The organism is Lysinibacillus sp. AR18-8 (genome assembly GCF_001705465.1).
GTDB classification, from domain to species: Bacteria; Bacillota; Bacilli; order Bacillales_A; family Planococcaceae; genus Lysinibacillus; species Lysinibacillus capsici.
Genome location: NZ_MDGU01000008.1, coordinates 46,182 through 69,654, shown reverse-complemented (window position 1 = coordinate 69,654; position 23,473 = coordinate 46,182). Strand labels below are relative to the sequence as shown.

The following is a 23,473-nucleotide window of genomic DNA, read 5'->3' as shown; positions in this document are numbered from 1 at the left end:
AAAATTTACTTTAAATACAGCTTTTTATTTTGGAAATGGAGGATTAAACTGTAAAAAACATCTTTTTTCTAATAAAGTAGAATAATCCTCTTATTTTTGAATAAATTTACATAAAAACGGTATAAAGGGATATATTATAGTAGGCAGAGGACAGATAGTGTCCTAGAAAAGAAGTTTTTTTTAATAAAAGTGAAAATTTAATTAAATTTTATGTACAATGGAAATGAGATGAAGTGATAGAAAAGGAGGGGTTGGATGGTCACTAAATCGTTAAACACAGATTATGATGTATTATTAAACAGCATTCGCAAATTAGGTAATAATTCGAAAGAAAGCTACGTTATTTTTGATGCGACGAAGCATCATTACATAGTAGAGTGTAATGATTCTTTTTGTATGCTTACTAATGCTGCACGTTCACAAATTCTAAATACTGATTATTTTTCATGGCTATCAATGGACGAAAAAATGACAACCATTGAAATGATTAAAGAAAAAATACATAACGGCATAATGGTGCAGGCGAAGCTATATCATAATGGCATCGATAAACCTCCCTTTTGGGCAGAAATACAAGCATTACCTTTTTGCAATGAGGCAAATGTAACGCAATTTGTTTTAGTATTAGTGAAGGATGTTACATATTATCATACAGAAGACTTCTTAATGCGTTTAGAAAATGATATGTACAGGGCAATTGAGAAGGAGTTTACTTTTGAGCAAAAGATGAAGCTTATTTGTCAAGGCCTCGATGAATTTTTCATGCCAAATATTGCAAGTATGGTGCTTATAAAAACAGAAGTAAACCAATTACAAGTTTTCATAGGAGATAATCAAACAGAGAGCGTACCAAAATGTTGTACAAACAATGATTTCTTTAATAAGGTCATGCAATCAGAAACGTCTACTTTCATAGAAAATTTAGATGAAGTGAATATTCCTAAAGAACATAAGCAATATGCTTCGCTAGCTAAAAAGCCGCATGGATGGTTTATCCCTATACGTAATCAACAGCGGCAAGTAATAGGTGTTTTCTCGATATTTAGCCAAAAAACACAAAGTGACCAAATGCTTAAAAATATGTTTCGAAAAATGGGTGCTCTTGTTGCATTGGCTTATTCATATGCAAGGACGCAGAAAAAAATTTGGGATTTAGCCTATACAGACATTACAACAGGTCTGCCTAATCGTCACAGCTTTGTTAATACGATTGAAAGGGAAGTCCAGCAGGGGCAAAGCGGCTTTATTAAAATATTAAAACCTAGTGAATTTCATCAAGTAGTTGAATTATATGGCCGTGAAATTGGTGATGAACTTTTAAGACAACTTGCCAAACGTCTTGAGCAAGACAAGTCAGAAAGTAATGAGTATGTTGCTAGATTCACTAGCTCTAGTTTGATTATGACTACAATGTCACTTCATGAAGATTTGAATGATTATGAGATGAGAATAAAAGAAACGATTCGCCAGCCTTTTATTATAGGAGGAAAGCAAATCTATATTACATTAAAAACAGGTATTGCTTCCTATAATGATGACATAAATATTAATGATGCGATTCGTTTTGCAGATAATGCGTTATCCTTTGCAATCGATAGGCCAGGCACACATACTGAAATATTTACAACAGAGAAAAATGATGTGCTTGTACAGAAGATGACGGTTTTAAATCATTTGTCAGAAGCCATCAAAAATAAAGAAATAACAGTCCACTTACAGCCTAAAGTAGATTTACGCAATGGGGAAATTCAAAGTATTGAAGCACTCGCAAGATGGATTTCTCCAAAATTGGGTTTTGTTTCACCAGCAGTCTTTATTCCAGTAGCTGAGAGTGCTGGTAAGGTTCGAGAAATTGATGTGCTTATTTTAGAGACGGTACTCTCATGGCTTTCAGAACGACAACGCCTAGGAAGGAAATTAGTGAAAATAGCTGTCAATATTTCACCTGACCATTTTTACTACACGCACTTTGTTCAGGATACACTGAAACTTGTGCGGAAGTACAATATTGACCCTAGCTATATTATCTTAGAGGTGACAGAAAATATTGGTTTAGTAGATTTCCAATCAGCCTATAAGATCATTCAAGAGCTGAAGAGCTATGGCTTTAAAACATCCGTAGATGATTTTGGAACAGGCTTTTCTTCATTAAGCTATTTACAACAACTACCGTTTGCTGAACTAAAGATTGATCGTAGCTTCATCAATGCTATTGAAGATCCAGCAACACTTGCTATTGTTCGCTCTATCATTCAGTTAGCATTAAATTTAGGGATGATTTCAGTGGCAGAGGGTATAGAGACAGAGGAACAGGTTGAGATTCTACGTGCGCTAGGATGCACAGTAGGACAAGGATACTTCTATTTCAAGCCAATGCCAATTGAACAATTAGATATAATCCTTGATCAATAACTTAGTTTTGACAAAAGAATAGATGATAAATGGAGTTGTCCTAAATTTATTTTTGAGGCGACTCCTTTTTTCTGTTATACTAGTTGAGATAAAAATGAATCCGAACGGTGAGGAGAGAATCCCTTTGAGCAAAGTCTATGTATTTGATCATCCACTAATCCAACACAAATTAACTTATATTCGCGACAAGAATACAGGAACAAAAGAATTTCGTGAGCTAGTAGACGAAGTGGCAACACTAATGGCATTTGAAATTACACGTGATATGCCAGTAGAGGAAATTGAAATTGAAACACCTGTAACAATTGCAAAAACAAAAGTACTTTCTGGTAAAAAACTTGCAATCGTACCAATTTTACGTGCAGGTATCGGTATGGTAGATGGCGTATTAAAGCTTATCCCTGCTGCAAAAGTTGGTCATATTGGTCTTTACCGTGATCCAGAAACATTAAAACCAGTTGAATATTACGCAAAACTTCCTGCAGATGTTGAAGAACGTGATTTCATCATTGTAGATCCAATGCTTGCAACTGGTGGTTCTGCAGTGGAGGCAATTCATTCACTGAAAAAACGTGGAGCTAAAAACATTAAATTCATGTGCTTAATCGCTGCACCAGAGGGTGTGAAAGCTATTCAAGAAGAACATTCGGATGTAGATATTTACATTGCTGCACTTGATGAAAAATTAAACGACCATGGTTATATTGTACCAGGCTTAGGTGATGCCGGAGACCGTCTATTCGGTACAAAATAAAAATCCATACATGAAATTTCCTCATTTAGGAAACTAATAATTTGTGAAAGCGTCCTTCAAATTGAAGGGCGTTTCATAGTATGTGTAGGTAAGTAATCCCTCATCAACAGGAGATTGATCTTACTATACAATAACAAAAAGGACGGTGCAGATCGTTTTGACAAAGAAATGGAAAGTAATGACGATTTTTGGTACAAGACCAGAAGCAATTAAAATGGCTCCTCTTGTTTTGGAGTTACAAAAGTATCCTAAGCAAGTAGAATCTATTGTAACTGTAACAGCACAGCATCGCCAAATGCTCGATCAAGTATTAGAGACGTTTAGTATTACACCAAACTATGACTTAAATATAATGAAGGATCGCCAAACATTAATTGATGTAACGACAAACGCATTACAGGGTTTAGATAAAGTAATGAAGGAAGCACAACCAGATATCGTTTTGGTACATGGTGATACAGCAACGACTTTCATTGCAAGCCTCGCTGCGTTCTATAACCAAATTGCTATAGGACATGTAGAAGCGGGACTTCGAACATGGAACAAATATTCACCATATCCAGAGGAAATGAATCGCCAACTAACAGGCGTGATGGCAGATTTACATTTTGCGCCAACTGAAGTATCTAAAAAGAATCTTTTAGATGAGAACAAAAATCCAGCGACGATTTTTGTTACAGGTAATACAGCAATAGACGCATTAGCAACAACAGTCAGTGAACACTACACGCATCCTGTATTAGATAAAATTGGCGAGGATCGCATGATTTTATTAACGGCACATCGTCGCGAAAATCTTGGTGAACCAATGCGCCATATGTTTAAAGCGATCACTAGAATACTCGCAGAACATGAGGATGTTCAAGTAGTTTATCCAGTTCATATGAATCCGGCTGTAAGAGAAATTGCTAATGAAATTTTAGGGAATAATAAACGAGTGCATTTAATTGAGCCTCTTGAAGTATTTGATTTCCATAACTTTGCGGCAAATTCATATATGATCTTAACGGATTCAGGCGGTGTACAAGAAGAGGCACCTTCATTAGGGAAGCCAGTGCTTGTTCTTAGAGATACGACAGAACGTCCAGAGGGGATTGCAGCAGGAACATTAAAGTTAGCAGGAACAGAAGAGGAAACAATTTACGCCTTAGCAAAGGAATTACTAACAGATAATAATGCCTATGAAGCAATGGCTAAAGCATCAAATCCATATGGAGATGGACATGCATCTAAGCGTATTGTTGAAGCATTGCTAGGATTTTTGCAAAAAACTAATTAAAATACTATATTTTATATTAAAAATAAGTCTAATGTACCTGTTGAAATGGGTAAGCTAATTTACGAGCATAATCTTGTCGTAAATTAGCTTTTTTTATGCGTGAGAAGGTTGAGAAATTTTGAAACTATGAAATTTCATACACAAATTTGTCAACAATTTGACAAGAGTATAGAGGCTGTGAAGTTTTTCTCCTTTACCAATTGACTTCAAATATCACCTATTGTATGCTTACAAAGGGTAAGAATGATAAGGGTTTCTGTTCATAAATAGGACGTTGAAACACTTGTTATATCAACTTTCTACTAAATTGACAGTTCAAAATAAGACTGTCGATTTGCAACGTTTTGTGCGTTTCGGTTTTTACCGAGTCGGTAAGGGGTGTAAGTTATTTTTTTGGGCATTTACACCTGTAATTGAAATGACTCTCCCATTACTATTCCGCTGTGAGTAGTGCTTTTCACTGCTCTTTTCTGATTTCACATAGTGGTCAGCAAACGTTTTCATTACTCGAAAAAATGATTCAGGAGATTACAACCAATGCTAGATTTGCATCACATTTTTGCTGTGCAGAAGAGGGCGTTATTTTTTTTGCTTGCACTCTGCGCATTAGGCTGGGGATTTACCCCCTATCAAACTGTTTTTGCGGGCATCGCAGTCGGTGCATTCTTTGGTACGTATAATTTTTGGATTTTAGTTCGGCGTATGGAGAAGTTTGACAGATCCATTAGTGAAGGGAAGAAAATAGGCTCACTTGGTACAGCGCTTCGCTTTGGATCAGGTGTTGCGGCAGTCGCAATAGCCATTTCGTTGCCAAACTATTTTCACTTAATTAGCACGGTTATAGGGCTAATGATTCCGTACGTTTTTCTCTTTGTCGAGAGAATTGTGTCACATGTAAGGAACCGCTAATGTGCTTTAAATTAGAAAGAGAGGTGAAAAATAACAATGAATCATGAAGCTCCGTTACTAGAAGTCGGTTTTTTAACATTTAACTTATCAACAGTTATGATGTTACTAGTTGCAGCAATTATCGTATTTTTAATTGCCTTTATTTCAACTAGAAGCCTAAAGTTAAAACCTACTGGTATGCAAAACTTTATGGAATGGATTATGGATTTCGTTAAGAATATCATTAAAAGCAACATGGATTGGAAAACTGGTGGTCGATTCCACGTTCTAGGTATCACACTAATTATGTTTATCGCAGTATCTAACTTACTAGGTCTTCCTTTCTCAATTGTCTATGGGCATGAGCTATGGTGGAAATCACCAACAGCTGACCCTACAGTAACGATGACATTAGCAGCAATGATATTAGTCTTAACGCATTTCTATGGTGTAAAAATGAAGGGTACAGGTCATTATGTTGGTACGTTCTTCAAACCAATGTCATTCATGTTCCCACTTAAAATAGTAGAAGAATTTGCAAACACATTAACATTAGGTTTACGTCTTTACGGTAACATTTACGCGGGTGAGATTTTACTTGGCTTACTTGCAGGTTTAGCATCATCAGGTGCTGTGGGATTCATCGGGGCAATCGTTCCAATGATGGCATGGCAAGGTTTCTCAATTTTCATCGGCTTTATCCAAGCCTTTATCTTCACAATGTTAACAATGGTTTACATGGCTCATAAAGTGAGCGATGACCATTAATATAAAGCATATACCCTATGCTTGAACAACAAAAACAAACAATTCCAAGGAGGAAATTTTCAAATGACAGGTTCATTAGGTTTATTAGCAGCAGCAATCGCAATCGGTTTAGGTGCACTTGGTGCAGGTATTGGTAACGGTCTTATTGTATCAAAAACAGTAGAAGGTATCGCTCGTCAACCAGAAGCTCGTGGCGTTCTTCAAACTACAATGTTCATCGGGGTTGCATTAGTTGAGGCCCTACCGATCATCGCAGTAGTAGTAGCATTCATCGTAATGAACAAATAATTCAGTTGAACACTGAATTTTACTAGTGGCGAAGCAGGATTCTCCAGATGAAACTTCGCCCTTCATTTTGGAACTGATAAAAGCTATGTGTAAATATAGCTTTTTAAAATAGGTAGTTTTTTAGTCATTAAATTATGTTGAAGTTATAGCTCTTGAAGGGAGTGAAACAATCGTGTTTTTAGATAATCTTGTACTAGGTGCAGGCGGTGCTTCGTTAAATAGTGGAGATATCATCGCAACATTAGTTATTTTCATCGTATTAATGTTACTACTTAAGAAATTCGCTTGGGGTCCACTTATGGGCATTATGCAACAACGTGAAGAATTAGTAGCGAGTGAAATCGAAGCAGCTGAAAAAGCGCGCAAAGAATCGCACCAATTTTTAGAAGAACAAAAGAGCCTTCTTAAGGAAGCTCGTACAGAAGCACAATCGATTGTTGAAGGCGCTAAGAAGCAAGGCGAATTACAAAAAGAAGAAATTCTTACTGTAGCTCGTAATGAAGCAAATCGCTTAAAAGAATCGGCTTTACGTGAAATTGAGTCTGAAAAAGAAAAAGCTATTGCAGCTGTACGTGATGAAGTCGTTTCATTATCTGTACTTGCAGCATCTAAAGTCCTTAGCAAAGAGATTTCTGAGGCAGACAACCGTGCTCTAATTGAAGAGACGATTGCGAAGGCAGGGGAAGCTCGATGAGTAATTCAACTGTAGCAAAACGTTACGCTCAAGCGCTTTTTGAATTGGCGCAACAAAAAAATATTCTTACTGAAGTAGGAGCAGACTTAAGTGAACTAACAAAAGTAGTAAAAGAATCGCCTGATTTTTTAACGCTTTTAAATGCACCTAAGTTCTCCGTTGAACGAAAAAAACAAATGGTAGCTGATATCTTTAATGGTGCAACACCAGAAGTTTTACACACTGTTCAACTTCTAGTTGAGAAAAAACGTGTAAACGAGATGACACAAATTGCTAAGGCATATGCTGAACTTGCTGCGCAAGCACAAGGCACTGCAGATGCAACAGTATTTTCAACACGTGCACTTTCTGCAGAAGAAAGCGCTAATATTTCAGCAGCGTTCGCGAAACTTGTTGGAAAACAATCATTAAATATTACAAACGAAGTTGATCCATCTTTACTTGGTGGTATTCGTGTTCAAATCGGTAACCATATTTATGATAGCTCAGTAGCTAATAAACTAGAGCGTCTAAAACGTGAATTAATCGGTTAATAATTTAGAAATGTGAGAGGTGACATACATGGGCATCAAGGCTGAAGAAATCAGCAGTCTGATTAAACAACAGATTGAGAATTATGAATCTGAACTTAAAGTAAGCGAAGTTGGTACAGTTATCCGTATTGGTGACGGTATTGCTCTTGCTCATGGCCTCGACAACGCCATGGCTGGAGAACTACTAGAGTTCTCTAATGGTGTTATGGGTATGGCTCAAAACCTAGAAGAAGGTAACGTTGGTATCGTAATCTTAGGTCCATACACTGACATCAAAGAAGGCGATGAAGTTCGTCGTACAGGTCGTATCATGGAAGTACCAGTTGGTGAAGAACTAATTGGTCGTGTTGTAAACCCACTTGGACAACCAGTGGATGGACAAGGTCCTATCAACACTACAAAATCTCGTCCAATCGAAAGTCCAGCTTTCGGTGTAATGGCTCGTAAATCAGTACACGAACCACTACAAACTGGTATTAAAGCGATTGACGCATTAGTACCAATCGGTCGTGGTCAACGTGAGTTAATCATCGGTGACCGTCAAACTGGTAAAACATCTGTAGCTATCGATACAATTCTTAACCAAAATGACCAAAATATGATTTGTATCTACGTAGCAATCGGTCAAAAAGAATCTACTGTACGTGGTGTTGTAGAAACTCTTCGTAAACATGGCGCTTTAGATTACACAATCGTTGTGACAGCTTCTGCTTCTCAACCAGCTCCATTATTATTCTTAGCACCATTTGCTGGTGTATCTATGGCTGAAGAATTCATGTTACAAGGTAAACACGTATTAATCGTGTATGATGATCTTTCTAAACAAGCATCAGCTTACCGTGAACTTTCACTTCTTCTTCGCCGTCCTCCAGGTCGTGAAGCATATCCTGGTGACGTTTTCTACTTACACAGCCGCTTACTTGAACGTGCTGCGAAGTTAAATGAAACATATCAAAATGGTTCAATTACAGCTCTTCCATTCGTTGAGACACAAGCTGGGGATATCTCTGCATACATCCCAACTAACGTAATCTCAATCACTGATGGACAAATCTTCTTACAATCTGACTTATTCAACTCAGGTGTACGTCCAGCGATTAACGCCGGTCTTTCTGTATCACGTGTAGGTGGATCTGCTCAAATTAAAGCGATGAAAAAGGTTGCGGGTACACTTCGTCTTGACTTAGCTGCATTCCGTGAGCTTGAATCATTTGCTCAATTTGGTTCAGATTTAGATAAAGTAACACTTGCTAAACTGGAGCGTGGTAAACGTACGGTTGAAGTTCTTAAACAAGACCTTAACAAACCACTAAAAGTTGAAAAACAAGTTGCAATCCTTTACGCATTAACTAAAGGTCATTTAGATGATATTCCAGTACAAGATATCGTTCGCTTCGAATCAGAATTCTTAAGCTGGTTAGATTCAAACCACACAAACGTTTTAGATCATGTTCGTACTACTAAAGAGCTTGCTCCTGATGCGGATTATGAAGCAGCAATCAATGCATTCAAAAAAACTTTCGCTAAATCAGAATAAGTCTTAGCTAGTCACTTGATTAAAAAACAGAAGGTGGTGAAATACCAGTGGTAAACTTACGCGAAATTAAAGGTCGTATTACTTCAACAAAGAGTACGAAGCAAATTACAAAAGCAATGCAGATGGTTTCTTCTTCTAAGTTACGTCGTGCAGAGCAAAATGCTAAAGCTTACGTTCCTTACATGGAAAAAATTCAGGACGTAGTAGGCGCGATCGCTTCAGGGACAAAAGACAGCGGACATCCAATGTTAACTGCTCGTCCTGTTAAGAAAACGGCTTACTTAGTCATTGGTTCTGACCGTGGTCTTGCAGGTGCTTACAATTCAAGTATCCTACGTCAAGTACAACGTACGATTAACGAGCGTCATAAATCAAAAGACGAATACGTTATTTTAGCAGTAGGTCGTGTTGTTCGTGACTACTTTGTGAAACGTGATCATAATGTCATCAGTAATGTTGTCGGTCTACCTGACCAACCAACATTTGCTGATATTAAAGAAATCGCTCGTAATGCTGTTGGTATGTTCATTGATGGTACGTATGACGAACTTTATATGTACTATAATCACTTTGTCAGCGCTATTGCTAGCGAAGTGACAGAGAAAAAACTTCTTCCATTAACAGATATTGCCCCTGCAAGCGGTACTGCTTCTTATGAATTCGAGCCATCGGGTGAAGCAATTCTAGAAGTGTTACTTCCACAATATGCGGAAAGCTTAGTTTATGGCGCATTATTAGATGGAAAAGCAAGTGAACATGCTTCTCGTATGACGGCTATGAAAAATGCAACAGATAATGCAACTGATCTTATTTCAGACCTTTCTTTGCAATATAACCGTGCACGTCAAGCGGCGATTACACAAGAAATTACAGAAATCGTTGGTGGAGCTGCAGCCTTAGAATAGGCAAGCAGCTTCCCAATGTCGTATAAGAATACGATAGGAGGGTACACAGTAATGAATAAAGGACATGTTATTCAAGTAATGGGTCCAGTTGTTGACGTTAAATTCGACAATGGCCAATTACCAGCAATCTATAACGCTTTAACAGTTAAGATTGAACGTCCTAATGAAGAACCAACAATTCTTGCATTAGAAGTTGCGCTTCATTTAGGTGATGATTCTGTTCGTACAATTGCGATGTCATCTACTGATGGCTTACAACGTGGAGCAGAAGTAACAGACTTAGGAAAAGCTATCTCAGTACCAGTTGGTGAAGTTACACTAGGTCGTGTATTCAACGTACTTGGAGAAGTAATTGACTTAGGTGAAGAGATTCCAGCAGACGCACGTCGTGATTCAATTCACCGTGAAGCACCAACTTTCGAGAATCTTTCAACTACAGTTGAAATTCTTGAAACAGGTATCAAAGTAGTAGACTTACTTGCACCATATATCAAAGGTGGTAAAATCGGTCTATTCGGTGGTGCCGGTGTAGGTAAAACTGTATTAATCCAAGAATTAATCAACAATATCGCACAAGAGCACTCTGGTATCTCTGTATTCGCTGGTGTAGGTGAGCGTACTCGTGAAGGGAACGACTTATTCTTCGAAATGAGCGATTCAGGCGTTATCAAGCAAACAGCGATGGTATTCGGTCAAATGAACGAACCACCTGGTGCACGTATGCGTGTTGCTTTAACTGGTCTTACAATGGCGGAATACTTCCGTGATGAGCAAGGTCAAGACGTACTTTTATTCATCGACAATATCTTCCGTTTCACACAAGCAGGTTCTGAGGTTTCTGCCCTATTAGGTCGTATGCCTTCTGCGGTAGGTTACCAACCAACACTTGCAACTGAAATGGGTAAACTACAAGAGCGTATCACATCTACGAACAAAGGATCTGTAACTTCTATTCAAGCGATTTATGTACCAGCCGATGACTATACTGACCCGGCTCCAGCTACAACTTTCGCCCACTTAGATGCAACAACTAACCTTGAGCGTAAATTATCTGAAATGGGTATCTACCCTGCGGTTGACCCATTAGCTTCGACTTCTCGTGCATTATCACCTGAAATCGTAGGCGCTGAGCACTACGCAATTGCTACTGGTGTACAACGTACAATCCAACGTTACCGTGAATTACAAGATATCATTGCAATCTTAGGTATGGATGAGTTATCTGATGAAGATAAACAAACAGTAGAACGTGCTCGTCGTATTCAATTCTTCTTATCACAAAACTTCCACGTAGCGGAACAATTCACTGGTCAAAAAGGTTCTTATGTACCTGTAAAAGAAACTGTTCGTTCATTCAAGGAAATCCTTGATGGCAAATGGGATCACCTACCAGAAGATGCTTTCCGTCTAGTTGGTTCAATTGATGAAGTAGTTGAAAAAGCGAAAAGCATGGGCGTAGAGGTTTAATACTAGGGACGAGGAGGAAAAAATATGAAGACAGTTCTAGTCAATATTGTCACTCCCGACGGCCCAGTATACGATTCTGAAGTATCAATGGTAATCGCTAAAACAACTTCAGGAGAAATCGGTGTTCTTGCAGGCCATATTCCAATGGTTGCTCCACTTGCAATTGGTGCAGTGAAGCTTAAAAAAGAAAACGGTTCGACTGATATTGTTGCAGTAAGCGGTGGTTTCATTGAAGTTCGTCCAGAAAAAATCTCAATTTTAGCGCCGTCTGCTGAAATTGCTGAAAGCATCGATGTTCAACGTGCTAAAGAAGCCGTTAAACGTGCTGAAGGACGTCTTCAAAGTAAACAAGACAACATTGATTTCAAACGTGCTGACCTAGCATTAAAACGTGCGTTGAATCGTATCAACGTTCATGAGGGTAATATCTAATTCATTTTTAACGGGCAGATATCGCATCTGCCCGTTTTTTAAGGTGAATAAACATATTGAAGGAGAAATGGAGGATGCTACATGGAAATATATGAAGCGATCGGACAAGAAGCTTTATTGGGTATTTTGTCTCACCTATTTTTTATTGCTATTACTTTTTACGCATTACAAGCTTTTATGATCGAAAAATTATTTAAAAAGAATCGAGTTTTTCAAATTCAGCTCATTTATATTTTACTTAGTATTGCGATAGGCTCAGCAGTATCTAATTTCTTTCTTCAAATATCTAGCTGGTCAGGCAAACTTCCTTATTTATTTTAAAGAATTCGTAGCTTTCTTTCATAAATTTAGAGGTCTACATACTTCAAAGGACTTTATAATACCATTTGTGTGGCCCTTTGAACTATGTAAAAAGACGCTAATACATTAAATTCTTATGAATTTTACGCTATTAGCTACCAAGATACCCATTGATAAATGTACGATAATAGGGCCTGCCACTTCATTTTTTATAGAAAAAAGTGAAAAGTTGTTTTTTATTCATATATCTTTGGGTATGTATTAGAAGCGAACAGGTTATTGGTCATTCACAAAAAAAATTTAGCAGCGTACAATAAATAAATAGCAAAAAATCTAATAATGGCTTAAAATAGTGATTTGGACGCTTGAACGAGCGTTAGAAAAGTTGTACTATAGAGTTGTTTGTTTACTGATTATGACATTATACTTCTTTATTAAAATAAAAATTTGGTAGGTTAATAGATTGAATTCGGAGGGACATAGGGTGGATAAAATAATAGTGACTGGCGGCCAAAAACTACAGGGGAAAGTACGTGTAGAGGGCGCAAAAAATGCAGTGTTACCAATCCTTGCAGCAGCTTTACTTGCTTCAAAAGGAGAAAATGTAATTAAAGAAGTCCCTAATTTAGCAGACGTCTTTACAATAAATGAAGTACTTAAAAGTTTAAACGCAGCAGTTACATATATACCTGAAGATAATGCCGTATATATAGATGCAACAAAAGAACTTTCAAGTGAAGCTCAATTTGAATTTGTTAGTAAAATGCGTGCATCTATTTTAGTAATGGGATCTCTACTTGCTCGTAATGGCTATGCTCGTGTAGCACTTCCTGGAGGCTGTGCAATTGGATCACGTCCGATTGAATTACACTTAAAAGGCTTTGAAGCAATGGGTGCAAAAATTTCATTTGGCCATGGCTATGTTGAGGCGAAGACAGAGGGTCGCTTAAAAGGGGCTAATGTGTATTTGGATTTCCCAAGTGTTGGGGCAACTGAAAATATTATGACAGCTGCATCTTTAGCTGAAGGGACAACTGTAATTGAAAATGCAGCGAAAGAGCCTGAAATCGTGGATCTTGCAAACTTTATTAATAGTATGGGTGGCCGTGTAATCGGTGCGGGGACAAATACGATTCGTATAGAAGGAGTCGATACATTATATGGAGTAGAGCATCATATTATTCCTGACCGTATTGAAGCTGGTACATTTATGGTGGCAGCAGCTATTACGAGAGGAGATGTGGTGATTGAAAACGCAGTTCCTGAGCATATGACTGCTTTAATAGCTAAAATGCGTGAGATGGGCGTAGAAATTACTGAGTTGGATGAAGGAATCCGTGTACGAGTTCCTAAAACACTAAAAGCAGTTGATATCAAAACAATGCCACATCCTGGTTTCCCAACAGATATGCAATCACAAATGATGGCGTTAATGCTTACTGCTGAAGGTACGAGTATTATTACAGAAACGGTATTCGAAAACCGTTTTATGCATGTTGAGGAATTCCGTCGCATGAATGCTGGTGCTAAAATAGAGGGACGTTCTGTGTTTATCGAGGGGCCTGTGGATCTTCAGGGAGCTGAGGTAATGGCAACGGATTTACGAGCTGCGGCTGCATTAATTTTAGCGGGTCTTGTATCAGAAGGAATGACACGTGTCACAAAACTTCATCATTTAGATCGTGGTTATGTTGATTTCCATGGAAAATTAGCATCTCTTGGTGCTAATATTGAACGTATTACAGAAGAAGTAGTGACAATTGAAGATGTAACAGTTGAATTGCCTACAAACTAAATAGATTTTAAAACCCTTTGCTTTTTATGCAGAGGGTTTTTGTTTTCTCATAACTACAAGAAATCTAGCATATTATTCCTTATGAAAAAATGGATGATTAGTATAGGTGTCATTTGCTTGATTGGGGCATTATATATGCTTCCTATAGTAGGGTTTAGTGAAAGACAAGAGGCTATCATACCTCAAACTAGTGATAAGAATGCTTGTGAAATATTTATAGAAGTGGAGGGGCAAGAAGAAAAAATCCCTTTGGAAACGTATATTACAGGAGTAGTTGCTGCAGAAATGCCCGTTTCTTTTAAAAAAGAGGCACTGAAGGCACAAGCTATTGCAGCACGCACATATGCGTTGAAAACGACAAATTACGGAAAAATTGCGATCGCCCCAACTGTGGCAAAGCAAGTCTTCTATGATGAAGAACAAAGAAAGGCGAATTGGGCTAGCAATTTCCTGGGAAATGAAAAGAAAATTGTCGAAGCTATCAATGAAACACAAGGACAAGTTATTCTTTATAATAATGAATTGATTACAGCCATGTTTCATTCAACAAGCAATGGTAAAACAGAAAGTGCTTATGGATATGGTGGAAATGATATTCCATATTTGCAAAGTGTTGCAAGTATATCTGATCAAACATCTCCTAAGTTTGAGGCTGAGCAAGAATGGACTTTAGCTCAATGGAATAAGCTCTGGCCTATACAATGGCAACCTAGTGATTTTAATCGTATCCAGTTATTTTATAATGATTCTGGACGAGTAGAACGTTTACAGCTAGGGAATAACGTCTGGACAGGGAGAGAGGTAAGAACGCTCCTTGGTATACCATCAACTGATTTCACAATCATCTTTAATGCCAATAAAAGAAAAGTTCAAGTGAAAACTCAAGGTTATGGGCATGGAGTGGGCATGAGTCAATATGGAGCTGAGGCAATGGCAAATGAAGGGAAAACAGCTGCCGAAATTTTACACTATTATTATCAAGATATTGAAATAAAAAAAATAGATGCATGTTTAAAATAACTTCTAGTTGTTCACACTGCAACTAGAGGTGATGAAAATGAGAGAGGATAAAAATAACAAAGCTTCTCAAAACCAAGATCCAAATCAAAAGGAAAATGGCCAATTACAAAAGAAACCGTGGTTTTGGCCAGTAGTTTACACAGGTGGTGCACTTGTTCTAGCAGGATTGTTATTTGGTTACAATAGTCTCGTATCAAAAGTAGAAGAGGCTCCTTTACCAGATTTAGCTGAAGTAGATCCAGGTCCTGTAGTGGAAACTAATGCACGAACTGAAAACATGAAGTATCCATTCAAAGAAGAGAATTTTAGTAAAGTACAAGTCTTACAAGAATTTTACGAGTTAGAGGCAAATGAAGAGTCTCGTGAAAATGCACTAATGGTATTTAATCAAACATTTACTACATCTTCAGGAATCTCTATTGCTATGAATGGTGAAGAGTTTGAAGTACTAGCTGCTATGAGTGGTAAAGTACTAGAGGTAAAACTAGACGCATTTACAGGCAATAAGATCGTGATCGAGCATCCAAATGGTATGCAGACACATTATAGCTCTGTGAAGGATATCGCTGTTAAAGAAGGCGATGAGGTTACACAAGGTCAAGCATTAGGAAAAGCGACTGACAACGAGTGGAATCAAGCGGCTGGCGTCCACATGCATTTCGAAATTCTTGAAAACGGAAAATATATCAATCCGAAAAAATTACTAGCTTTTTAATGAGAAAAGCTAGTAACGCATAAAAAGTCAGCATTTTATCAAGAAAATGCAAAACGTGTTCTGAATAGCTTTGTCCTCACATAAGGTGAAGAAATGCGCAAATGTGCATCTGATTGCCAAAGCATTTTGTGAAATTGTGTGGAAAGGACGAAGAACGTGCATGAGCACATTCGGAAGCGCTGCATACGCCTCGGTGAATTACTGATTGAGACGCGTGAGACTGTGCGTGTCCTCGCGAAAATGACTGGTTATTCAAAAAGTACGGTGCACAAGGATTTAACAGAGCGATTACCAACAATTCATGAAGGATTAGCTGACCAAGTGAAAGAAATACTCGCCTACCATAAGGCCGTACGTCATATTCGCGGAGGAGAAGCAACGAAAAACAAGTGGAAAGAAAGAGCGAGTCAAGAATGATTCGTTCTTTTTTGTTGTGTTGGACAAGCATAAGTGATGATTTTCTAAGAATAGTAATTCTATATTATAGCCGTTCACTGCCTAAAAAGAAAACAGTCTTATTCACTAAATTTAGGTGAAATTACCAATAGAATATGATAAAATATTCTAGATAAAGAGATAAAATGAACGTTATGTAGTTGGAACTGGCGGGAAGGAGAAATTATAAAATGTTTTCGAAAGATATTGGCATTGACTTAGGGACTGCGAACGTATTAATCCACGTTAAGGGGAAAGGGATCGTCCTCAATGAACCATCTGTTGTGGCGATCGATAAAAAGACAAATAAAGTATTAGCGGTTGGGGAAGAAGCCCGCCAAATGGTAGGGAGAACGCCAGGTAATATCACAGCTATTCGTCCACTAAGAGACGGAGTCATTGCAGATTTTGATGTGACAGAGGCGATGTTAAGACATTTCATCAATAAATTAAACGTAAAAGGATTTTTGGCGAAGCCACGCATATTAATTTGTTGTCCAACGAATATTACAAGTGTTGAACAAAAGGCAATTCGTGAAGCTGCTGAAAAATCCGGTGGTAAAAAAGTATATTTAGAGGAAGAGCCAAAAGTTGCAGCAATAGGTGCTGGAATGGATATTTTCCAACCAAGTGGAAATATGGTAGTCGATATCGGGGGCGGAACGACAGATATCGCAGTTCTATCAATGGGTGATATCGTAACAAGTGAATCCATTAAAGTAGCAGGCGATGTGTTTGATAACGATATTTTGCAATATATTAAAAAAGAATATAAATTGCTGATTGGAGAACGTACTGCAGAGGCAATCAAAATGACAATTGGTACAGTTTTCAAAGGTAGTCGCAATGATACAATGGATATTCGTGGCCGTGATATGGTAACAGGTTTACCACGTACAATTACAATTGAGTCTGAAGAAATTGAACGTGCACTACATGAGTCAGTAGCCATGATTGTCCAGTCAGCTAAAAATGTCTTAGAAAAAACACCACCTGAACTATCAGCCGATATCATTGATCGTGGAGTGATTATAACTGGTGGTGGTGCATTGTTACATGGAATGGACCAGCTATTAATAGAAGAGTTGAAGGTACCTGTTTTCATTGCAGAGAGACCTATGGATTGTGTAGCCATTGGTACAGGTATCATGCTTGAAAATATTGATCGTGTGCCAGCATCCTTATAAAAATAAAATGAGGTGATTTCTTTGTTTAAAGGATTTTATACAGTTGCAACAGGTATGATCACGCAACAAAGAAGAACAGAATTACTTACCAATAATTTATCAAATGCGAATACGCCAGGATTTAAGGCAGATCAATCTACGATTCGCTCATTCCCAGATATGCTAATGTCTAGCATTGGAAAAACAAATGCTCCTGCTCACCAACAAGCCGGCGCTGAATATATGAGTCAAGTAGGAGCTTTAAATACAGGGACATATTTACAAGAAACATTGCCAAATTACATACAAGGCCAAATCTATAACACTGATTTTACAACAGATATGGCATTGATTAATGGAAACTTACCACAAAATGAAGATGGGGTTATGGGTTCAATTTTCTTCCGACTAGAACATCCTGCTGGTGGTGAGGCTTACACACGTAATGGTAATTTCACGTTAGATGGGCAAGGCTATTTAGTTAATGGTCAAGGATTATATGTACTAAATGATGCTGGGCAACGTATCCAGCTACCAAATGATGATTTCCGATTAGATGAAAGTGGCGCTATCTTTGTAAATAATCAACAAGTAGCTCGTGTTGGTGTATCATTTGCTGCAAACCCGAACATGCTACAAAAACAAGATAATGGCCTTATTCGTACAGAAAATGGTGAGAACTTGCCAACAGCTTATGGAGCGAATGGTGTTTCCTTTACACTACGTCAAAACTTTTTAGAAGGGTCAAACGTAGATTCTGGTCGCACAATGACAGATTTAATGACTGCCTACCGTGCATTTGAAGCAAATCAAAAAGTATTACAAGCTTATGATCGTAGCATGGAAAAGGCTGTAAATGAAATCGGAAAAATTTAATGGGCGAACAGGAGGCTTTTATCAATGCTACGTACAATGATTACAGCTACAAACACAATGGGGCAATTACAAAACAAACTGGATACCATTAGTAATAACATTGCTAACAGTAATACAACGGGCTATAAAACAAAGGAAGCATCCTTTAATGAATTACTTTATCAGCAATTTAATAATGATAAGCAGGATCGCGCAGAACGACAAACACCTGTTGGTATTCGCTATGGATCTGGCGCAATGATTGGGCAAATTAAATCCAATGAAAAGCAAGGTTCATTACAAACAACTAATCGTGATTTAGACTTAGCTTTCACAAAAGCGAAACAATATTTCAATATTTTGATGCCAGATGGTGAAAATGGAACTGAAACAGTGTATACTCGACAAGGTGACTTTTATTTATCTCCATTGAATAATGGAACAGTTATGCTTGTAACAGCAGAGGGTTATCCAGTAGCTAATGCTGCAGGACAAGCTATTACATTACCAGACACGGTTCAAAAGTTTGCTGTTCGAGATGGTGGCGTATTAGAAGCATCTTATCCAAATGGGGATATTATTCGTACGGATTTAGCTGTAACAGAATTCCAAAAGCCGCAATTAATGGAGCATGTTGCCGGTTCTTATATGGGATTACCTAATAATTTAGCTGAACTTGGCTATACGCAGGCAGAAGTTTTGACAGAGCTTGTGGGAGCCAACCGTCAGCAAATTGGCATGCAAAGTGGTACACTAGAAATGTCCAATGTTAACCTCTCGAAAGAAATGACAGAACTCATTCAAACACAACGTTCTTATCAATTCAACGCAAGAGCGGTGACATTAGCAGATCAAATGCTAGGACTAATTAATGGCATTCGATAGGAAGTTATCCAAAAACGCATAGTAAGGAATGAAGAGGAGTACAATCTATGACAAACGATTCACGTCGACGTTCTGTGCCGACACAAGAAACCGATACGCAACCGCAACCAGAAAAGAAAGAACGCCGCTCGACTGGAGAGCAACGCGAGGTTCGATGGGTGCAAATCCGACTGATTCCGATTTGGTTACGCATTGTAATTGTTCTCATTTTAGTCGTTGTTGCCGCAGCATTAGGCGCAATGTTTGGCTTTAGCGTTATTGGAGAAGGCAATGCTATGGATATTTTTAAACGAGAAACATGGCAGCATATATTTGATATTATGAATGGTAAAGAATAACATTATTCTTTACCTTACTTTGTGTATACATACTTAATTTTTGAGGGGGAAATGACATGTTAACTGCAGAACAAATTCAAGCAATTTTACCACACCGCTATCCTTTTTTATTCGTCGATCGCATCATTGAATTAGAAGAAGGGAAACGTGCAGTAGGATTAAAAAACGTTTCAATTAACGAAGATTTTTTTAATGGGCACTTCCCAGGTTATCCAGTTATGCCAGGTGTGTTAATTGTGGAAGCTTTAGCTCAAGTAGGTGGAGTGGCTTTATTAAATGCTGAAGAATTTAAGGGTCGTTTAGCGTTTTTAACGGGTGTTGATAATTGTCGTTTCAAGCGTCAAGTCGTACCTGGCGACCAACTTAAATTGGAAGTAGAATTTGTAAAACTTCGTGGCGCAATGGGTAAAGGTCATGGTGTAGCAACTGTAGATGGAGAACTTGTATGTGAAGCCGATATTCTATTTGCAATTGGGCCTGAACAGCCTAAACAAGCTTAATTTGCATTTGTAGACCAAAAGATATAAAATAGATAAAGTCAAGTCAAAAATTGATTAGTAGGTTCTTAAATTGCGATGGTAAATAAGCGATTGTGAATTGAAATAGATGTAATTTTTAGGTTTTACAAACGTAGGAGGATTATTAAGATGTATAAGGAATTGTCTTCAGGTATTAAAATTAGCATTACTCGTTCGATTTCAACATCTTTTGAAACATACTTAGCAAGTATTGGTTGGGATGAAGAGCGCTTTTCCATGGAAGACTTCATTGCAAACTGGCAGACTTATTTTCAGGAGAATGCCGCGTGGATCGAAAAAATCCCTGCTGATACATTGATGAGCGCACAGTTTCATGAAGAAATGGCACAAAAAATCGATGAGGTTATTGCCAAAATTTTAAATGAAGAACCAACAGCACAGCAAGTCGAAACAATCGAGGCATTGCAAAAAGAGCTAGGCACAAACTATAGCTACGACTGTAAAGCAGAGGCAGCATATATTGAACAGTTATTAAAAGAAAAACAAAAATAGTTTGTACAAAAATCGGATAGTTCCCTCCTTTCTCGGGCAATCTATGTAGGATCACAAATACAGTAGATGTATTTGATGACATAGTACCCAAGAAAGGAGGTTTTTTACTATGTGGAAAATGTCATTTTTAACCATCATTCTTGCAACTGCATTCCTTGGAGGTTGTAACTGGGGAAATAATGCAGTAGAAGATCACCCTGTTCGAGAAGTCGAGAATGACGTACGTCGAGGAGTCGACGATGTCGAGGACGCATTAGATCCGAATAATCGTGACGATGCATACGATCGCAATAATGTAAATGGGAATGGTGTAGATCGAGGTACTGTTAACGATAATACAACATTACCTGAAGCAACAACACCTGGTTCAAATGCCGATATCAACAGCACAAACGGCTATGACAACACACCAAATGCAAACGGTGTAAATGGTGTTGAACGTAATGACAACATGAACGGTAACAATAATAATGATGTTGTCGACGATAAAGTAAACAACACTGAAAAATACCGTGATGGTATGAATAACCGATAACATAAAAAGAGTGTTTCCTCTGCGGAAAACACTCTTTTTTCAATGGAAAGCGAAACGAATACCGGTGGAAGCAGACCTAATACTCGCGGAAGCAGAGTAAGTACCCGCGAAAACAGAGTGAATACCAGCGGAAGCAAAGCGAATACCCGCGAAAGCAGGGTGAATACCTAAAAGCTAAGCAAAACCCCCATCAAAAAAAATTCTTCATATGCTCCAGTAAATTTTCTGGTAAATGGTAAACACGATTCTTATAGGTACCGGTATATGGAAACTTAAACTTCCGTAGCAATCGAGTAGCTGCATCGTTAGAATTAATTCTAAAAAACGCGCTCGTAACTGTTTATTGGTAATAGAATGACTAATCAATAACCGATAATCAAGCAAAGCCTCTGCGAAAATTTCTATACTTCTATAATGACAAAATGAACATTTCCAAATGCCACGATGGAAGTACATATTATTTTGATAGGTACATTTTGGACAAAGAACACCGTGTCGAAATCGTGATGGGGCAATTGATGTATGAATCTGAGGAATAATTTGTTTAGAAAGTAGTAGGTGCACTAATTGGGTTAATTGATTATCTATTAATTTTTTAGGGTGCTTTTTAAAAAGCGACTGGAGATACTTATGAAGTCCGGACGCATGAAAAATGGGAAGAGTACTAGTTGAATTGACGATGATTGTGGAAGGATTTGCTATAACAACAGCCCCTTCAACAGGAAGGGAATAACTTGTAATCAGATTTTTAAGAAATTCCATATGACGCTCAGTTTGAGTAAGAGCATTTGGAAATCCTTCTACAGTACCATCAACCCTTGTGCGTGTGCATTGATGTGTGTGTTGATCAAATTCAAGACGACCATGTATGTTTTTGATTTCTACAACCAACATAAAATGGGGACAAATAAAAAGCGTATCAATCTGATGCAGATGTTGAGCCGTGTTCATAAGACATAAATTATGTAAGACAAAAAAGGTATTTGGATATATTAATTCATGCCATACGCGATCAACCTTTTGCTCGCCAGCAAACCCTGCATCTAGTCGACGATACTGCTCTTGATAATAATGATATTCTACATCATCCTTTAAAAGACGCCTCATCAAAGCCTCAAGCCATAATAATTTTAAAGGCTTCTTCCTTATAGCAACCACCAAATGTAACCCTCCTTTTTTAAATTGTATTGTACAAAAAAATTACTGCTTGTCCAATAAAAAAACGATGCAAAAATTCGCATCGTCAGTCATTTTTTAATTTTGGTCGCTTTTTCATATCTTGTGTAAAGCGATCCAGTAAATCCTCTAAAGAAACACCCTCAGCAAGTAGCTCGGAAAGTAATTGTTCTGCATATTTTGATCGTTTAATTTTAAGCGTACCTTTTAATAGGACTGAAACATGATTACCGATTTCTTCAACAGTATGTACGATCACCTGAAAAGGAGCGGGTTCATTATCTGGGAATGAAATAACTGCACGTACATTGAAGACTGTAGCATTCGCTAAGAGCTCATCAAAGGTTGAGCGATATTGTTTTTCCATAAACAATTCAAGTACCCAAGATTGATGGCTATTTTCCTGATTAATAATGATGCCATCGATTAAAGGGAATGGTTGCACGCCATCTTTCGTGACAAGGTCAAAGGAAAGCATTTTAAAGGTTTTCAATATGTATATTCCTCCTAAGTCTGTCATTCTTTTAGTATAACACATGAGACAGCTGTTGTTTGTGATGCGCACTTGTGACGGTTATTCAAAAACTGCGAAATTGCAGATTTCATGGAATAGCATTTGCCATTACAGCCTAAAGCATTCAGCTAGAAAATTAATAAAAAATAGAAAAATAAAAATGCCGATTTACCCAATTTATGCACAAAAACTGAAGGAAATTAACAATATTGATTTTTGCGAATACCGGAATCATTTTGTAAGATGAGAGCAATCAAAAGCAAAGGAGGTGAATGAATGAATCAAGTCGGATTGGTTGGAAGGTTTACAAAAGACCCGGTGTTACGTTACTTATCTGGAAATCGTATGCAGACCCATTTCTCACTAGCCATTAACCGTAATTTTAAAAACAATCAAGGGGAAGTAGATACAGATTTTGTTTTCTGTACAGCTTGGGGAAGGCTTGCAGAGAATATCGTTAAATATTGCGGTAAAGGTTCATTAATCGGTGCCACTGGCCGTATTCAAACAAGGTCATTTGTAAATGAGGAAAGCACAAAGATTTTTATGACAGAGATAGTGGTTGAGGATGTTAGATTTTATCAACTTAAACAAAGAGATAGTGACGAAGCAGTTACTGAACCGCCACAGCCACCGAATGAACAGGAACACTTAAAGGATTTTGTTTTACCTTAGCAAGTATAGTTTACATACGGGGCAAGAACATTCATTGTCTGATCCGCCATTCTCCTTATATTTCTTGCACCGTAAC

Annotated in this window: 27 protein-coding genes; 25 read left to right on the top strand and 2 right to left on the bottom strand. The window is 37.8% G+C overall.

The annotated features are described in order from the left end of the window. Positions 1 to 255: 255 nt before the first annotated feature. The 24 genes from BFM98_RS06960 (at position 256) to BFM98_RS06845 (ending at position 21,032) form a co-directional block, all read left to right on the top strand. Positions 256 to 2,412: an EAL domain-containing protein gene (locus BFM98_RS06960; protein ID WP_066036935.1), complete on the top strand. Its 2,157-nt coding sequence runs from the start codon at positions 256 to 258 to the stop codon at positions 2,410 to 2,412. Between the two features lie 124 nt (positions 2,413 to 2,536). Next, positions 2,537 to 3,166, top strand: coding sequence for a uracil phosphoribosyltransferase (gene upp / locus BFM98_RS06955; protein ID WP_004269470.1), 630 nt, complete (start codon positions 2,537 to 2,539; stop codon positions 3,164 to 3,166). Positions 3,167 to 3,323: 157 nt separating this feature from the next. Continuing rightward, positions 3,324 to 4,445 carry a non-hydrolyzing UDP-N-acetylglucosamine 2-epimerase gene (gene wecB, locus BFM98_RS06950; protein WP_066037053.1) on the top strand — a complete coding sequence of 374 codons (1,122 nt, stop codon included), beginning with the start codon at positions 3,324 to 3,326 and terminating at the stop codon, positions 4,443 to 4,445. A 537-nt stretch (positions 4,446 to 4,982) separates the two neighbouring features. Further along, on the top strand, positions 4,983 to 5,354 hold the full coding sequence (locus tag BFM98_RS06945) for an ATP synthase subunit I (protein WP_004269472.1): 372 nt from the start codon (positions 4,983 to 4,985) through the stop codon (positions 5,352 to 5,354). Positions 5,355 to 5,390: 36 nt separating this feature from the next. Next, a complete protein-coding gene (gene atpB, locus BFM98_RS06940; protein WP_004269473.1) occupies positions 5,391 to 6,101 on the top strand; it encodes a F0F1 ATP synthase subunit A in 711 nt (236 codons plus the stop codon). A gap of 63 nt (positions 6,102 to 6,164) precedes the next feature. Then, positions 6,165 to 6,389 carry a F0F1 ATP synthase subunit C gene (gene atpE / locus BFM98_RS06935; protein ID WP_004269474.1) on the top strand — a complete coding sequence of 75 codons (225 nt, stop codon included), beginning with the start codon at positions 6,165 to 6,167 and terminating at the stop codon, positions 6,387 to 6,389. A 172-nt stretch (positions 6,390 to 6,561) separates the two neighbouring features. After that, the gene (gene atpF / locus BFM98_RS06930) at positions 6,562 to 7,083 is read left to right on the top strand and encodes a F0F1 ATP synthase subunit B (protein ID WP_016992759.1); all 522 of its coding nucleotides are present in this window, start codon (positions 6,562 to 6,564) and stop codon (positions 7,081 to 7,083) included. Further along, a complete protein-coding gene (locus BFM98_RS06925; RefSeq protein ID WP_036076089.1) occupies positions 7,080 to 7,616 on the top strand; it encodes a F0F1 ATP synthase subunit delta in 537 nt (178 codons plus the stop codon). Before atpF ends, BFM98_RS06925 begins: the two co-directional genes overlap by 4 nt. A gap of 28 nt (positions 7,617 to 7,644) precedes the next feature. Beyond that, positions 7,645 to 9,153 (top strand): F0F1 ATP synthase subunit alpha, encoded by a 1,509-nt coding sequence (gene atpA / locus BFM98_RS06920; protein ID WP_004269477.1) that lies wholly within the window; start codon positions 7,645 to 7,647, stop codon positions 9,151 to 9,153. Positions 9,154 to 9,200: 47 nt separating this feature from the next. Further along, complete coding sequence (gene atpG / locus BFM98_RS06915) at positions 9,201 to 10,058, top strand: ATP synthase F1 subunit gamma (RefSeq protein WP_004269478.1); 858 nt, start codon at positions 9,201 to 9,203, stop codon at positions 10,056 to 10,058. 51 nt (positions 10,059 to 10,109) lie between these two features. Then, positions 10,110 to 11,525 (top strand): F0F1 ATP synthase subunit beta, encoded by a 1,416-nt coding sequence (atpD, locus tag BFM98_RS06910; protein ID WP_004269479.1) that lies wholly within the window; start codon positions 10,110 to 10,112, stop codon positions 11,523 to 11,525. A gap of 24 nt (positions 11,526 to 11,549) precedes the next feature. Continuing rightward, the gene (locus BFM98_RS06905) at positions 11,550 to 11,957 is read left to right on the top strand and encodes a F0F1 ATP synthase subunit epsilon (RefSeq protein ID WP_004269480.1); all 408 of its coding nucleotides are present in this window, start codon (positions 11,550 to 11,552) and stop codon (positions 11,955 to 11,957) included. Positions 11,958 to 12,038: 81 nt separating this feature from the next. Beyond that, a complete protein-coding gene (locus BFM98_RS06900; protein ID WP_004269481.1) occupies positions 12,039 to 12,278 on the top strand; it encodes a DUF1146 family protein in 240 nt (79 codons plus the stop codon). Between the two features lie 463 nt (positions 12,279 to 12,741). Then, positions 12,742 to 14,052, top strand: coding sequence for a UDP-N-acetylglucosamine 1-carboxyvinyltransferase (murA, locus tag BFM98_RS06895; protein WP_048395622.1), 1,311 nt, complete (start codon positions 12,742 to 12,744; stop codon positions 14,050 to 14,052). Between the two features lie 81 nt (positions 14,053 to 14,133). After that, positions 14,134 to 15,072 carry a stage II sporulation protein D gene (spoIID, locus tag BFM98_RS06890; protein ID WP_048395630.1) on the top strand — a complete coding sequence of 313 codons (939 nt, stop codon included), beginning with the start codon at positions 14,134 to 14,136 and terminating at the stop codon, positions 15,070 to 15,072. Between the two features lie 37 nt (positions 15,073 to 15,109). Next, positions 15,110 to 15,787 (top strand): M23 family metallopeptidase, encoded by a 678-nt coding sequence (locus BFM98_RS06885; RefSeq protein ID WP_048395635.1) that lies wholly within the window; start codon positions 15,110 to 15,112, stop codon positions 15,785 to 15,787. Positions 15,788 to 15,943: 156 nt separating this feature from the next. Beyond that, positions 15,944 to 16,204 carry a sporulation transcriptional regulator SpoIIID gene (locus BFM98_RS06880; RefSeq protein ID WP_004269485.1) on the top strand — a complete coding sequence of 87 codons (261 nt, stop codon included), beginning with the start codon at positions 15,944 to 15,946 and terminating at the stop codon, positions 16,202 to 16,204. A 209-nt stretch (positions 16,205 to 16,413) separates the two neighbouring features. Further along, positions 16,414 to 17,409 (top strand): rod shape-determining protein, encoded by a 996-nt coding sequence (gene mreB, locus BFM98_RS06875; protein WP_004269486.1) that lies wholly within the window; start codon positions 16,414 to 16,416, stop codon positions 17,407 to 17,409. Between the two features lie 21 nt (positions 17,410 to 17,430). After that, positions 17,431 to 18,264, top strand: a complete 834-nt coding sequence (locus tag BFM98_RS06870) for a flagellar hook-basal body protein (protein ID WP_066036934.1) — start codon at positions 17,431 to 17,433, stop codon at positions 18,262 to 18,264. Positions 18,265 to 18,288: 24 nt separating this feature from the next. After that, positions 18,289 to 19,128 (top strand): flagellar hook-basal body protein, encoded by an 840-nt coding sequence (locus BFM98_RS06865; RefSeq protein WP_048395638.1) that lies wholly within the window; start codon positions 18,289 to 18,291, stop codon positions 19,126 to 19,128. A 47-nt stretch (positions 19,129 to 19,175) separates the two neighbouring features. Then, positions 19,176 to 19,466, top strand: a complete 291-nt coding sequence (locus tag BFM98_RS06860; protein WP_004269489.1) for a DNA-directed RNA polymerase subunit beta — start codon at positions 19,176 to 19,178, stop codon at positions 19,464 to 19,466. Positions 19,467 to 19,522: 56 nt separating this feature from the next. Continuing rightward, positions 19,523 to 19,966 (top strand): 3-hydroxyacyl-ACP dehydratase FabZ, encoded by a 444-nt coding sequence (fabZ, locus tag BFM98_RS06855; RefSeq protein WP_016991806.1) that lies wholly within the window; start codon positions 19,523 to 19,525, stop codon positions 19,964 to 19,966. Between the two features lie 147 nt (positions 19,967 to 20,113). After that, positions 20,114 to 20,497, top strand: coding sequence for a hypothetical protein (locus BFM98_RS06850; protein WP_048395640.1), 384 nt, complete (start codon positions 20,114 to 20,116; stop codon positions 20,495 to 20,497). A 109-nt stretch (positions 20,498 to 20,606) separates the two neighbouring features. Then, positions 20,607 to 21,032 (top strand): hypothetical protein, encoded by a 426-nt coding sequence (locus BFM98_RS06845; RefSeq protein ID WP_048395642.1) that lies wholly within the window; start codon positions 20,607 to 20,609, stop codon positions 21,030 to 21,032. A gap of 204 nt (positions 21,033 to 21,236) precedes the next feature. Here the strand turns inward: BFM98_RS06845 and BFM98_RS24245 are convergent, their stop codons facing one another. Both BFM98_RS24245 and BFM98_RS06835 read right to left on the bottom strand, forming a co-directional pair. Then, entirely contained in the window at positions 21,237 to 22,190 is a 954-nt protein-coding gene (locus BFM98_RS24245; protein WP_254660007.1) for a nuclease-related domain-containing protein, read from the bottom strand. An 85-nt stretch (positions 22,191 to 22,275) separates the two neighbouring features. Continuing rightward, positions 22,276 to 22,701 (bottom strand): YwpF family protein, encoded by a 426-nt coding sequence (locus BFM98_RS06835; RefSeq protein WP_048395644.1) that lies wholly within the window; start codon positions 22,699 to 22,701, stop codon positions 22,276 to 22,278. Between the two features lie 297 nt (positions 22,702 to 22,998). Between BFM98_RS06835 and BFM98_RS06830 the strand changes: the two genes are divergently transcribed. Next, positions 22,999 to 23,397, top strand: a complete 399-nt coding sequence (locus BFM98_RS06830; protein ID WP_066036933.1) for a single-stranded DNA-binding protein — start codon at positions 22,999 to 23,001, stop codon at positions 23,395 to 23,397. The last annotated feature ends 76 nt before the right edge of the window (positions 23,398 to 23,473 follow it).

What these genes read in the sequence shown, in the direction of transcription:
- BFM98_RS06830 (WP_066036933.1), top strand. Translation starts at nt 22,999, where the DNA reads ATGAATCAAGTCGGATTGGTTGGAAGGTTTACAAAAGACCCGGTGTTA.
- BFM98_RS06945 (WP_004269472.1), top strand. Translation starts at nt 4,983, where the DNA reads ATGCTAGATTTGCATCACATTTTTGCTGTGCAGAAGAGGGCGTTATTT.
- atpB (WP_004269473.1), top strand. Translation starts at nt 5,391, where the DNA reads ATGAATCATGAAGCTCCGTTACTAGAAGTCGGTTTTTTAACATTTAAC.
- atpE (WP_004269474.1), top strand. Translation starts at nt 6,165, where the DNA reads ATGACAGGTTCATTAGGTTTATTAGCAGCAGCAATCGCAATCGGTTTA.
- atpD (WP_004269479.1), top strand. Translation starts at nt 10,110, where the DNA reads ATGAATAAAGGACATGTTATTCAAGTAATGGGTCCAGTTGTTGACGTT.
- fabZ (WP_016991806.1), top strand. Translation starts at nt 19,523, where the DNA reads ATGTTAACTGCAGAACAAATTCAAGCAATTTTACCACACCGCTATCCT.
- BFM98_RS06885 (WP_048395635.1), top strand. Translation starts at nt 15,110, where the DNA reads ATGAGAGAGGATAAAAATAACAAAGCTTCTCAAAACCAAGATCCAAAT.
- BFM98_RS06845 (WP_048395642.1), top strand. Translation starts at nt 20,607, where the DNA reads ATGTGGAAAATGTCATTTTTAACCATCATTCTTGCAACTGCATTCCTT.
- mreB (WP_004269486.1), top strand. Translation starts at nt 16,414, where the DNA reads ATGTTTTCGAAAGATATTGGCATTGACTTAGGGACTGCGAACGTATTA.
- BFM98_RS06850 (WP_048395640.1), top strand. Translation starts at nt 20,114, where the DNA reads ATGTATAAGGAATTGTCTTCAGGTATTAAAATTAGCATTACTCGTTCG.
- BFM98_RS06960 (WP_066036935.1), top strand. Translation starts at nt 256, where the DNA reads ATGGTCACTAAATCGTTAAACACAGATTATGATGTATTATTAAACAGC.
- atpA (WP_004269477.1), top strand. Translation starts at nt 7,645, where the DNA reads ATGGGCATCAAGGCTGAAGAAATCAGCAGTCTGATTAAACAACAGATT.
- BFM98_RS06905 (WP_004269480.1), top strand. Translation starts at nt 11,550, where the DNA reads ATGAAGACAGTTCTAGTCAATATTGTCACTCCCGACGGCCCAGTATAC.
- BFM98_RS06865 (WP_048395638.1), top strand. Translation starts at nt 18,289, where the DNA reads ATGCTACGTACAATGATTACAGCTACAAACACAATGGGGCAATTACAA.
- BFM98_RS06900 (WP_004269481.1), top strand. Translation starts at nt 12,039, where the DNA reads ATGGAAATATATGAAGCGATCGGACAAGAAGCTTTATTGGGTATTTTG.
- BFM98_RS06925 (WP_036076089.1), top strand. Translation starts at nt 7,080, where the DNA reads ATGAGTAATTCAACTGTAGCAAAACGTTACGCTCAAGCGCTTTTTGAA.
- BFM98_RS06860 (WP_004269489.1), top strand. Translation starts at nt 19,176, where the DNA reads ATGACAAACGATTCACGTCGACGTTCTGTGCCGACACAAGAAACCGAT.
- spoIID (WP_048395630.1), top strand. Translation starts at nt 14,134, where the DNA reads ATGAAAAAATGGATGATTAGTATAGGTGTCATTTGCTTGATTGGGGCA.